The organism is Streptomyces sp. NPDC059788 (assembly GCF_042732265.1).
Lineage (GTDB): Bacteria > Actinomycetota > Actinomycetes > Streptomycetales > Streptomycetaceae > Streptomyces.
Window position 1 is genome coordinate 1 of the sequence record NZ_JBHWHY010000030.1, and the last position, 11,361, is coordinate 11,361.

Genomic DNA, 11,361 nt, shown 5'->3' on the forward strand with positions numbered 1-11,361 from the left:
GCTCCGGAGCGGGCCGCGCACCGCGTGACCTGGCGGCCGGGCCTCAGGACGCGGCGCTGCGCAGCTGCCGCTGGGTGGCGGCGCGGTGCCGGAAGACGTGCCGGTAGGTCTGCGGGGAGACGCTGGTGACCCGGCCGAAGTGGTAGCGCAGGTTCGTCGCGGTGCCGAAGCCGCTGTGCCGGGCGACGCTGTCCACCGGTTCGTCCGTGGTCTCCAGCAGTTCCTGCGCCAGCCGCACCCGCTGCTGGAGCAGCCACTGGAGGGGTGTGGTGCCCACCGCCTCACGAAAGCGCCGCGCGAAGGTCCGCTCGCCGAGGTTCGCCACCCGGGCCAGCTGCGGCACGGTCAGCGGCTCGTGCAGGTGGTCGCGGGCCCACTGCAGGACCGGATTGAGCTCGTCGCCCTCGCGCGGGCGCACGGGCGGCTTCGTGTACTGCACCTGCACGCCTTCGCGGTGCGGCGGCACGACCATCCGCCGGGCGATCTCCGTGGCGACCGCCGAACCGTGGTCCTGGCGTACGAGGTGCAGGCACAGGTCGATGGCGGCACCGCTGCCGGCCGAGGTGAAGACGTTGTCGCTCTCGGTGTAGAGCACCGAAGGCGAGAAATCCACGTCCGAAAATCGCTGGCCAAAATCCGCCGCGTTCATCCAGTGGGTGGTGGCCGGACGGCCGGTCAGCAGACCGGCGTGCGCGAGCACGTACGCGCCGGTGCACAGGGAAACGATCCGGCGCCCCAGCTCGTGGGCCTTGCGCACGGCGGCGATCAGGGACGCGGGCGGATCGAGCTGGACGGGGCGGGCACAGGCCGCCACGATGACGGTGTCCGCCTCCAGCAGGTCGTCCATGTCATAGGGCGCCTCGATCCGCAGGCCGGCCGGGGTCCGCAGCGGCGCCGGCTCCGCCGCGCACAGCCGTAGTTCGTACCAGGGATCGGCGATGTCGCTGCGGTCGATACCGAAGACCTCGCAGGGGACGGCCAGTTCGAAGGTCGGCGTCGCATCGGTGACCGCGATCGCCACGACATGACGGGGCATGGCAGGAACTTAGCGCACGTCGGCAGTTCTGCAGGTGTTCCGGAGGGCTTGTTCACGTCAAGCTACCGACGTGACGGAGACGTTGATCAAGGGAGCTGCCCAGGAGGGCCGGCTCACGGCGGTACAGGGCACCGCCCTGTACGTCGGCGCCGTGCTGGGCACCGGGGTGATCGCCCTGCCCGCGCTCGCCGCCGAGGCCGCGGGCCCCGCCTCGCTGCTGGCCTGGATCGCCATGGTGGTGGTCTCCGCGCCGCTGGCGGCCTCCTTCGCGGCGCTCGGCGCCCGGTTCCCCGACTCGGGAGGCGTGTCGACGTACGCGCGGCTGGCGTTCGGCGACCGGTTGGCGGCCGTCGTGGGCTGGTGCTTCTACCTGGCGGTGCCCACCGGTTCGAGCGCGGCGGCCCTCTTCGGGGGCGCGTACGTCTCCGAAGCCCTGGGTGGTTCCACGGCCACCACCGTCGCCACGGCCGTCGGCCTCATGGCGGCGGTCACCGTGTCCAACGCCGCCGGTGTGAAGATGGCCGGACGCTTCCAGCTGGCCTTCGTGGGTCTGCTGGTGGTGCTGTTGCTGCTGGCGCTGGCGCTGTCCCTGCCGCACGCGCGGGCGGCGAACTTCCAGCCGTTCGCTCCGCACGGCTGGTCGGCGATCGGCCCGGCGGCGGCGCTGCTGGTGTGGAGCTTCGCGGGATGGGAGGCGATCACGCATCTGGCGGCGGAGTTCCGCCGGCCGGCCCGTACCGTACCGCTGGCCGCGGGCCTGGCCGTCGTGATCGTCGGCGTGCTGTACGTGTCGGTCGCCTTCGCCGTCATCGCCGTACTGGGACCGGGCGCGGCGGACACCGAAGCGCCGCTGGGCGAACTGATGGCGCGCGGCCTGGGAGGCCAGGCCCGCCTGCTCGCCGCCGGGGCCGCCCTGCTGCTCACCCTCGGCGCGATGAACGCCTACTACGCGGGCGCGGCCAAGCTCGGCGCCGCCCTGGGCCGGGACGGTGCGCTGCCGGCGTGGCTGGCCCGCGGCAGCGTGGTCGGCGAGGTGCCGCGCCGCAGCCTGTGCGTGGTCTCCGTACTGGGCTTCGCGGCCCTGTTCGCGACGGTCCTCACCCACACGGGCACCCGCCCGCTGGTGCTGCTGACCACCGGCTCCTTCGTCGCGGTGTACGCGGTCGGGGTCGCCGCCGCGATCCGGTTGCTGCCGCGCCGCAGCAAGGGGCGCGCGGCGTCCTTCGCGGCGCTGGCCGCCGTGCTGGTCCTGCTGGCGATGTCGGGCGGCTATCTGCTCTGGCCGCTGGCCGTCTCCGCGGCGGCCCTGCTGTACGTGGGGTGGCGCCGGCGGCGGGCGCCCCGGGACGGCCCGCCGGCCGCCCCCACGGACGGGCCCTCCGCGGCCCGGCCCGCCACACCGGACGTCGTCGAGGCCACGGAGGTCATGTGATGGGAAACGAACTGCTGTCCGGCGCGGGGGCGCGGACGCCCGGTGCGCGGGACGACGCGGCGCCGGATCTGGAGACCCTGCGCGCCGCCGTCGCCGCGTTCACCGGCGGGGCGTCCGCCGCGGCCGCGGACGGGGACGGGGCGGTCCTCGATCCGGCGCTGCACGGCCATCGCCGGGAACTGCTGCGCTGGCTGAATTCCTGGGGCTGCCGGCTGAGGTATCCCCGGCCGGGCGAGATCGACCTGTTCGAGGTCGGCGTGCGGGACTGGTGGAGCCGGTGGGCCGCAGCTCTGCCCGTCGGCGGTTTCCTCGCGGAGCTGACCGACCCGCAGGTCGACGCCGTGGCGGGGAGCTTCGAAGATCTGTCGGCGGTGCCCGTGGGGGCTCCGGAACGGCCCCGTCCGCTGGGGCCGACGGCCGCCTCCAAGCTGCTGTACCGGCTGTGCCCGCGGGCCGTCATGCCGTGGGACGAGGCCATCGCCCGCCGCCTGCACGGCGCCCGGGACGCCGCCGCCTTCGCGGCCCACCAGCGTCTCGGGCGGTCCTGGGCGCGGCAGCTCCTCGCCGGGACGGGGCTCGACGAGCAGGCGGTGGCGGTCGAGCTGGGCGGACCGGGCCGCTCCCTCGCGAAGATCCTGGACGACTACTGCTACCTCCGATTCACCCGGGCGGCGGAATGGTGACACCTGCCGCGTACGAATCCGGCCACTTGGAGCACTCCATTCCGGCCGAATGGCGAGAATGGCCCGCCGGTTTTTCCCGGGAGCCCGGCGGGCGGGCCCGGCCGGTATGAAGCGGCCCCCGATACCGGCTGTATATGGCAGGAATTCTGTGCCCACTGACGCTTCTGCTGATTGCCGCCCGGCGGGCGCCTCCGGAATCCTTGAACAGCGGTGCGTCGGGATGCCGGACACCGCGGCCGGCGGGTCGACCGCGAAGGCGGAAACCGGCCATGGCCCCATGCGTACGTGAGTGAGGAAAGAGCAGGATGATCCCAGCCGCAGAGACCTTCGACGGCACGTGGCCCTACCGGCCGCATTTCACCGACGCAGCGGGATTCCGGCAGCACTACGTGGACGAGGGAGCCGAGAGAGCCGAGGGAGCCGGGAGCGGCGGCCCCGTCGTGTTCCTGCACGGCGAACCGACCTGGGGTTACCTCTGGCGCCACCTGATCGGCCCGCTCGCCCGTGAACGGCGGGTCGTCGTCCCCGACCACATGGGGTTCGGCAAGAGCGACACCCCCGCGGACCGCACCTACCTCGCCGCCGAGCACGTGGACAATCTGGAGACGCTGCTCGTCGACGTCCTCGACCTGCACGACATCACCCTGGTCCTGCACGACTGGGGCGGCCCCATCGGCACCGGGTTCATGCTGCGGCACCCCGACCGCGTCGCCCGGATCTTCGCCACCAACACCGTGCTCCCGCTCGGCCTGCCCGGTTACGACAAGCTGATGGCCGAGAACATGGCCGACAGCCACTGGTTCCGCTGGGCGGGCGCCGCCCACGCGAACGGCACGCTGGAGCGGGCGCTGGGCGGCGCGGGGGACAGCGTCACGCACCTGATGCTCTCGTTGCAGACCATCGCCCGCCCGCAGATCGTCACACCCACCTGGGTACGGGCCTACGCCGCGCACTTCACCGACCGGGCCGCCTGCGAGGGTGTGCTCCGCTTCCCGCAGCAGCTGGTGGCCCCCGACCCGGAGGCGGCCCCCGCGCCGGAGCCGGACCCGGCCGCCGTCGCCGCCGTACGCGCCAAGCCCGCCATGCTCGTGGAGGGGATGCGCGACACCGCGCTGCTGCCCCGCCACGTCATCCCCGCCTTCCAGCTCGCCTTCCCCGACGCCCCGGTGATCGAACTGCCGGACGCCGGGCACTTCCCCTCCGAGGACGCCCCCGAGACGCTGCTGGCACTCCTCCAGCTCTTCCTGCAGACCACCTGACCACACCGGCAACGTCACCCTCGACCGGGTCACCGACACACGCCGCGCAGCTGAGGCCCCCCGGTTCCCGGCAGCCCCTTTCCAGGGGCCGCCGGCCGACCGCTCCCACCCGGCCCGCGCGTCACCTCGGGGCCCGGTCCGTCCTTGGAGGTGCTCTCCCATGTTCCGCCGTGTATGGCTGCTGATGCTCGCGGTCGGCACGTTCGCCATCGGCACCGACGGTTACGTCATCGCCGGTCTGCTGCCCGAGATGGGCCGCGACCTCGGCGTCACCGACAGCCAGGCCGGCCAGTTCGTGACCGTCTTCGCCCTGGCCTACGCGATCGGCGCCCCGCTGCTGGGCGTCGCGATCGGCAGCCTGCCGCGCCGCCCGCTCCTCATCGGCAGCCTCGCCCTGTTCGCCGTGTCCAACCTCGCCGCCGCGCTCGTCGACTCGTACGGGACGATGCTCGCCGTGCGGGTCCTCGCGGCGCTCACCGCCGCCGTGTTCACCCCGGCCGCGGCCGCCGCCGTGCCGCCGCTGGTGCCCGCCGAGGAGCGCGGCCGGGCGCTGGGCACCGTGGGGGCCGGCATCGCCGTGGCCACCGCCGTCGGCGTGCCGCTGGGCACCTTCATCGGCGGGGCGTTCGGCTGGCGCACCACGTTCGTGGTCGTGGCCGGGCTGAGCGTGCTGGCCACGGCCGGCCTGATGTGGAAGCTCCCGACGATGCCGCCCGAGCCCGCGGCCGGCATCGCGACCCGGCTGTCCGTGGCCCGGGTCCGCGGCATCCCGACCGCGCTCGGCCTGACCGTGCTGTGGATCTCCGGCGCGTTCGCCGTCCTGACCTACATGAGCCCGGTCCTGGACGCGATCGCCGGCATCCACGGCGGCATGCTCAGCATCTGGCTGATGATCTTCGGTGTCGCGGCGGTGGCGGGCAACGCGCTGGGCGGCCGGGCCGCCGACCGGCTGCCCACCACCCGGCTCATGGTGATCAGCACCTGTGGCCTGACCGTCGCCCTGGCCTCCTTCGGCGCGCTCGGCTCGCTGGGGGTGCACGGCTCGCTCGGCGCCGCCCTGTCGGCCGTGGCCCTGGTGGTCTGGGGCGTCTTCGGCTGGTCCTTCGCCCCGCTCCAGCAGCACCGCCTCGTGGAACTGGCACCGCAGTCGGCGGGCGTCGTCCTGTCGCTGAACGCCAGCGCCATCTACGCCGGAATCTCCCTCGGCGGGTTCCTCGGCTCCGTCGCCCTCGACCACTCCGGTCCCTTCGCCATCGGCTGGACCGCCGCCGGCCTGGAGATCCTCGCCGTCGCCGCCGCGGTCGCCATCGCGGTCCGCGCCAAGCGGCACCAGCAGGACACCCCCTCGACCTCCGCGGCTACGCCCACGAGCGCGGACAGCACCTCACTGCCACTCTGACCACGAACGGGGAACCGCCTTGAACGCCTCGCTCAGCCCCTCGCACAGACCCTCGCCCACCACGGAGCCCGGCGCCGGCCGGAGCGCCCTGAGCCGCCGCGGCTTCGCCACGGCCGTCATCGGCGCCACCGCGGTCGCCGGATTACCGGCGGCCACGGCCCAGGCGGCCCCCGTCCGGGCCGGCTCCGCCGCGCCCGCCGCCCCCCGTGCCTTCGACCCGCAGGACTGGGCCTCCGTACGCGACCAGTTCGCCCTGTCGCGCGACTACCTCCAGTTCTCCGCGTACGTCCTCGCCTCACACCCCCGGCAGGTACGCGACGCCATCGACCGCACCCGCGACCAGCTGGACGCGGACCCGATAGCCGTCGGCGCCGGCTTCGTCGACGAGGACCGCAGCCTGGAGGTCCGCACCTCCCTGGCCGGCTACCTCGGCGGCCACCCGGACCACGTGGCGCTGACCGACAGCACCACCATGGGCCTCGCCCTCCTCTACGGCGGCCTGAAGCTGCGGCCCGGCCAGGAGATCCTCACCAGCGAACACGACTTCTACGCCACGCACCAGGCGCTCCGGCTGCGCAGCCAGCGGGACGGCACGCCCGTCCGCAAGATCCGGCTGTACGGCGATCCGGCGCGCGCCACCACCGACGAGATCGTCTCCCGTATCGTCCGCGCCCTCACCCCGCGCACCCGCGTGCTGGCCCTGACCTGGGTCAACTCCGACAACGGCGTCAAGCTGCCGGCGCGGGCGGTGGCCGACGCGCTGCGGGACGTCAACGCGCGGCGGGCCCGCGCCGACCATGTCCTGCTCTGCCTGGACGGGGTGCACGGCTTCGCCGCCGAGAACGTCACCATGGCGGACCTGGGCTGCGACTTCTTCGCCACCAGCACCCACAAGTGGCTGCACGGGCCGCGCGGCACGGGCCTGCTGTGGGGCAAGCCCGAGCACTGGCCCCTCGTGCGGCCGGTCATCCCCAACTTCAGCCGGGAGGGCTACGAGGGCTGGGTCGGCGGCCGGGACCCGGTGGCGGCCCCCGCGATCCTCGGCACGCCCGGCGGCTACCACTCCTTCGAACACCGCTGGGCCGTCCCCGAGGCCGTCCGCTTCCACGAGATGATCGGCCGGGCCCGGGTCACCGCCCGCATCAAGTCCCAGGCGGCCCTCCTCAAGGACGGCCTGCGCGAGCTCCCCGGCGTGCGCGTGCTGACGCCCGACGACCCGTCGATGTCGGCCGGCGTCGTCTGTTGCACGGTCGAGGGCTGGACCGCCGCCCGCGCGGAACACGAACTGCGCGCCGCCCATCGCGTCATCGCCACCGAGACCCCCTACGCCGAGCCGCACCTGCGCTTCGGCCCCACCGTCGTCACCGGCCCCGAGCAGATAGGGAAGGTCGTCAGGGCCGTGGCCGCCCTCCGCTGACCGGGGCCTTGCGGCTACGCCGACCTGCGGCGCTGCGGGGGCAGGGGAAGTGGAAGGATGGGTTCTATGAGTTCAAACGTATTCTTCGACATCACCATCGACGACGTCCCCGCAGGCCGCATCACCTTCAAGCTGTACGACGACGTCGTGCCCAAGACCGCGCGCAACTTCCGTGAGCTGGCCACCGGCGAGCACGGCTTCGGTTACGCGGGTTCGCCGTTCCACCGGGTCATCCCGGAGTTCATGCTCCAGGGCGGCGACTTCACCCGCCGTAACGGCACCGGCGGCAAGAGCATCTACGGCGACCGTTTCGCGGACGAGAACTTCAAGCTGAAGCACGACCGCCCGTTCCTGCTGTCCATGGCGAACGCCGGCAAGAACACCAACGGCTCGCAGTTCTTCGTCACCACGGTGGCCACGCCGTGGCTGGACGGCGCGCACGTGGTCTTCGGCGAGGTCGTCGAGGGCTCGGACCTGGTGAAGAAGATCGAGGGGCTCGGCTCCCGCTCCGGCGCCACCTCCGCGAAGATCGAGGTGGCGTCCTCGGGCGTCGTGGACGCCGCGTAACGGGTCCGCCGCGCCCCAGACAGCGAAGACCCCCGGGACCTGGTCCCGGGGGTCTTCGCGTCGTCCGGCGGGCGTGGCCGCTCAGGACTGGGGACGGCTGCCGTGATTGGCGCCGTTCTTACGACGTGCCTTCTTCTTACGGCGTCGCTTCGACGACATGGCGTCTCCTCTCCGCAGGGGCATTGCTCCGTATTTCTACCATTTCATACCGGTGCCCTGCCTCGGGGTCCCGGGGCCGGATACCCGCCTCACGGATCGCCATACACCTCGTGAGACACCTCACGGTGAACGAGGCGAGGGGCGGCAGGGCACGGGGGAGCGGAGCGGGAAACGCGCGGTCAGGAGGCGGAGGAGCAGTCGTAGAGGGGTTCGGGGAGGGAGGGGTCGCCGGCAGCCGCGTACGCCTTCGGGTCGACCTCGGCGCAGGCCGAGCGGACCCAGGCGTTGATCTTCGCGGTCTCCGAGCGGCCGCCGCCCGCCGCCCGGGTGGGGTTGAGCAGGGCGAACCGCAGCTGCCCGGACGCGACCAGGTGCCGGTACCCGTCGAGGGTGACCGAGGTGGCCATCCCGGCGAAGCCGCCCAGCGGCAGGATGGGCAGGCCGGTGTGGGTGATGGCCCGGGACCGGGCCCAGCCGCCGTCGGCGGAGAGGGTGTACCTGGCGTCGCCGTCGTGCCGCCGCACGTAGTCCAGCAGGCGCTTCTGGGCGGCGGTCAGCGGGGCCTGCGACATGTCGTACGAAGCGCCGCCCGCGCCTCCGTAGACCGCGCCGCCCGGCGCCCCGGCCGTGGCGTTCTGGCCGCCCGGACCGGCGTGCGCCTCGAACGACGAGCCCGCGTACCGCTGGTCCAGTACGGACAGCGACCAGGCCGCCGGAGCGGCGAACAGGGCGACGCAGGCGGCGGTCAGGGAGGCCAGGGCGAGGCGGCGTACGCGGCGGCCGGTGGCGCGGCCGTAGGACAGCAGGCTCAGGACGCCGGTGAGGGCCGCCGTGATGACCACGGGGACGAGCCAGGGTGCGAAGTCCGTGTGCGCGGCGGCGAGGGAGGACGCCCAGGCCGTCTGTACGGCGAGGGCCAGGGGGAACAGGCAGCGCGCCGGGCCGCTCGCGGCGGCGCGGTGGACGCGCCACAGGGTGACGGCTCCGGCGGCGGCCAGCGCGGCCAGCGCGGGGGCCAGGCCGGCCACGTACGCCGTGTGCGGGATGTCGATCAGGCTCAGTACGGCGGCCGTGGTCAGCAGCCAGCCGCCCCACACCAGATATCCGCCGCGCAGCCGGTCCGTACGGGGGCGCCGGCCGCGCAGGACCAGGCCGTGGACGAGGCCGATCAGGGCGAGCGGGTAGAGCCAGCCGATCTGCGTGGTGAAGCGGGAGGTGAGCAGCTTGTACCAGGTGTTCTTCTCGCTGCCGAGGCTGACCGTCTTGCGGACGCCGGGAGAGCTGCCGGGGCCGGTGCGCGGGGTGCCGCCGGACCGGCCGCCCTCGGCGGTGGGCGGGGCCGCCGCGCCAGGGCGGCCGGGCCCGTCGGGCCCCGTGCGCGGGCCGGGGCCCCCTGGCCCGCTGTCGGCCGGGCGGCTGAAGCCGTTGTACTCGAAGACCATCGACAGCGCGCTGTTGTTCGTCGAGCCGTCCGCGTACGGGCGTACGTCCTTCGGGGTGAACGTCATCATCAGCACCCACGAGAACGACACCGCGAGCAGCACCACGCCCGAGGTCAGTACGTGGCCGATCCGGGCGCGCAGGGTGACCGGGGCGGTGACGAGGTAGCCGACGGCGAGGGCGGGGACGATGAGCCACGCCTGCATCATCTTGGCCTGGAAGGCCAGCCCCACCCAGACACCGGCCCACACCAGCGAGCGCAGGCGGGCGCCGCGTACGGCGAGCTGGTAGCGGTCGACGGCCAGCAGCAGGCACATGATCAGGGCCGCGTCGGGGATCGCGTGGCCGAACATGGAGGCGGTGACGGGGGTGAGGGTGAGGAGCGCGGCGGCCAGCAGGCCGGTGGCGGGACCCTGCCAGCGCCGTACGACGCGGTACAGGACGAGGACGCAGACGACGCCCTCGACGCACTGCGGCAGGGTGAGCGCCCAGTCGTGGAAGCCGAAGAGGCGGGCGGAGAGGGCCTGCGGCCACAGGAAGCCGCCGATCTTGTCGAGCGTGATGGTGGCCGAGGGGTCGTAGGCGGTGAAGAGGAACGCCTTCCAGCTCTCGGTCATGCTGCGGGCGGCGACGGAGTAGTAGGGGGCCAGGCCGCTGGTGGTGATGTTCCACGCGTAGAGGAGCCCGGCGAGAGCGGCGACGCCGAGCAGGGCGGGGCGTGCCCAGCGGGGCTGGTCCCCTGGGGAGCGCCAGAATTCGAGGCGGCGGCGCGGCCGTCGGCCCGGCGCGGTGCGCGGGGGCCCGGGCGCGGGAGTGCGCCGGGCGGGAGACGGAAGCGGCGCGGACCCGGTGGGGGCGGCGGACGGGGCAGCGGCGGCGGGTGAGGTGGAGGCGTCGGCCGGGGCGGGGGAGGCGGCGGAATTCGGTGCCGCCGGGGAAACGGGCAGGCCGAAGGGAGGTTTGGCGAACATGGGGGAAATTCAGCTCTCGGGTCGGTGCGGGCGGGGCGGCCGGCCCCGGGTCAGCTCTCCGGCTTGCTGAGCAGCAGCAGGTAATAGTCCACATGGTGCTGGCAGAACGTACGGAACGGTTTCATCAGCGGGTCGGTGTGGGCGACCGCCTCTTTTCCGAAACGCTGCTCGATCTCGTCGCGCCGCTCGTTGTAAAGGGCGTACATCAGCTCGCCGCACAGTGCGACGTTCGATGTCATGTTCTGCACCCGGGCGACGCGGAAACCGGCTTCCTCGATCTCGTCGGAGAGTTTCGCGAAGGAGGTGGGCGGCGGGGATGTCCACAGCCGGGTGAAAGCGTCCACCTCCGTCCGGTCGGCGGTGCCGCGCCGGGTGAACTCCGTCATCAGCAGGTGGCCGCCGGGGCGCAGCACGCGCCGGGCCTCGCGCAGTCCGGCGGGCCGGTCGGACAGGTGGGGGAAGCAGTCGATGGACCAGGCGGCGTCGAAGGAGTCGTCCGCGTGGTCCAGGCGCATCGCGTTGCCGTACGCGAAGTCGACGCGGCCGGCCAGCCCGGCGGTGCTCAGCCGCTCCTCGCAGCGGGCGAGCTGGCTCCCGCTGACGGTGATGCCGGTGACCCGGCCGCCGGTGCGCTGCGCCAGCCGGATCGCCGGGCCGCCGGTGCCGCAGCCGATGTCGAGCAGGCGGGCGTCCGGCGGGAGCCCGGCGGACAGGATGTCCGCGAGGTATTCGGTCTGCCGGTCCTGGGCGAGGTCGCAGAGGTCGAGGAGGGAGGTGACCGGGGTGCGTTCGCCGTGCGGGACGTACATGCCGACGTGCAGGGCGCTGCTGCCGAGCACCATGGCGAGCAGGTCGCCGAACCGGTCGTACATCGCGCCGACCTCTTCGGGAGCCGGCGCCGGACCGCCGCTCCCGCCGGTGCCGTCGCTCGTACCGTTGTCAGTCAGCGTCATGAAAGTCCCCTCGGCGACGGGTGGTCGGGCAAGGAATGGGTGAGC

General features: G+C 73.4%; 10 protein-coding genes. 6 read left to right on the top strand and 4 right to left on the bottom strand.

Annotated features, from left to right (window positions below):
- Nucleotides 1–43: 43 nt before the first annotated feature.
- A complete protein-coding gene (locus ACFV57_RS25150) occupies nt 44–1,036 on the bottom strand; it encodes a GlxA family transcriptional regulator (protein WP_385236496.1) in 993 nt (330 codons plus the stop codon).
- A gap of 70 nt (nt 1,037–1,106) precedes the next feature.
- On the opposite strand from ACFV57_RS25150, the gene ACFV57_RS25155 reads away from it, so the two are divergent.
- The 6 genes from ACFV57_RS25155 to ACFV57_RS25180 all read left to right on the top strand — a co-directional run bounded on the left by ACFV57_RS25155 (nt 1,107) and on the right by ACFV57_RS25180 (nt 7,793).
- Entirely contained in the window at nt 1,107–2,468 is a 1,362-nt protein-coding gene (locus ACFV57_RS25155; protein ID WP_385236500.1) for an APC family permease, read from the top strand.
- Nucleotides 2,468–3,151 (top strand): hypothetical protein, encoded by a 684-nt coding sequence (locus tag ACFV57_RS25160; protein ID WP_385236503.1) that lies wholly within the window; start codon nt 2,468–2,470, stop codon nt 3,149–3,151. Before ACFV57_RS25155 ends, ACFV57_RS25160 begins: the two co-directional genes overlap by 1 nt.
- Nucleotides 3,152–3,456: 305 nt before the next feature.
- A complete protein-coding gene (locus ACFV57_RS25165) occupies nt 3,457–4,410 on the top strand; it encodes an alpha/beta fold hydrolase (protein ID WP_385236506.1) in 954 nt (317 codons plus the stop codon).
- A 160-nt stretch (nt 4,411–4,570) separates the two neighbouring features.
- Complete coding sequence (locus tag ACFV57_RS25170) at nt 4,571–5,809, top strand: MFS transporter (protein WP_385236509.1); 1,239 nt, start codon at nt 4,571–4,573, stop codon at nt 5,807–5,809.
- A 19-nt stretch (nt 5,810–5,828) separates the two neighbouring features.
- Entirely contained in the window at nt 5,829–7,226 is a 1,398-nt protein-coding gene (locus ACFV57_RS25175; RefSeq protein WP_385236512.1) for an aminotransferase class V-fold PLP-dependent enzyme, read from the top strand.
- 66 nt (nt 7,227–7,292) lie between these two features.
- Nucleotides 7,293–7,793, top strand: coding sequence for a peptidylprolyl isomerase (locus tag ACFV57_RS25180; protein ID WP_385236515.1), 501 nt, complete (start codon nt 7,293–7,295; stop codon nt 7,791–7,793).
- Between the two features lie 81 nt (nt 7,794–7,874).
- Here ACFV57_RS25180 and ACFV57_RS25185 read toward each other — a convergent pair whose 3' ends face one another.
- The 3 genes from ACFV57_RS25185 to ACFV57_RS25195 all read right to left on the bottom strand — a co-directional run bounded on the left by ACFV57_RS25185 (nt 7,875) and on the right by ACFV57_RS25195 (nt 11,316).
- The gene (locus tag ACFV57_RS25185; RefSeq protein ID WP_370443954.1) at nt 7,875–7,952 is read right to left on the bottom strand and encodes a 50S ribosomal protein bL37; all 78 of its coding nucleotides are present in this window, start codon (nt 7,950–7,952) and stop codon (nt 7,875–7,877) included.
- A 179-nt stretch (nt 7,953–8,131) separates the two neighbouring features.
- A complete protein-coding gene (locus ACFV57_RS25190) occupies nt 8,132–10,363 on the bottom strand; it encodes an ArnT family glycosyltransferase (protein WP_385236519.1) in 2,232 nt (743 codons plus the stop codon).
- Nucleotides 10,364–10,413: 50 nt separating this feature from the next.
- Nucleotides 10,414–11,316 carry an SAM-dependent methyltransferase gene (locus ACFV57_RS25195; protein WP_385236522.1) on the bottom strand — a complete coding sequence of 301 codons (903 nt, stop codon included), beginning with the start codon at nt 11,314–11,316 and terminating at the stop codon, nt 10,414–10,416.
- Between the last annotated feature and the right edge of the window lie 45 nt (nt 11,317–11,361).

What these genes read in the sequence shown, in the direction of transcription:
- ACFV57_RS25180 (WP_385236515.1), top strand. Translation starts at nt 7,293, where the DNA reads ATGAGTTCAAACGTATTCTTCGACATCACCATCGACGACGTCCCCGCA.
- ACFV57_RS25150 (WP_385236496.1), bottom strand. Translation starts at nt 1,036, where the DNA reads ATGCCCCGTCATGTCGTGGCGATCGCGGTCACCGATGCGACGCCGACC.
- ACFV57_RS25185 (WP_370443954.1), bottom strand. Translation starts at nt 7,952, where the DNA reads ATGTCGTCGAAGCGACGCCGTAAGAAGAAGGCACGTCGTAAGAACGGC.
- ACFV57_RS25195 (WP_385236522.1), bottom strand. Translation starts at nt 11,316, where the DNA reads ATGACGCTGACTGACAACGGTACGAGCGACGGCACCGGCGGGAGCGGC.
- ACFV57_RS25190 (WP_385236519.1), bottom strand. Translation starts at nt 10,363, where the DNA reads ATGTTCGCCAAACCTCCCTTCGGCCTGCCCGTTTCCCCGGCGGCACCG.
- ACFV57_RS25160 (WP_385236503.1), top strand. Translation starts at nt 2,468, where the DNA reads ATGGGAAACGAACTGCTGTCCGGCGCGGGGGCGCGGACGCCCGGTGCG.
- ACFV57_RS25165 (WP_385236506.1), top strand. Translation starts at nt 3,457, where the DNA reads ATGATCCCAGCCGCAGAGACCTTCGACGGCACGTGGCCCTACCGGCCG.
- ACFV57_RS25170 (WP_385236509.1), top strand. Translation starts at nt 4,571, where the DNA reads ATGTTCCGCCGTGTATGGCTGCTGATGCTCGCGGTCGGCACGTTCGCC.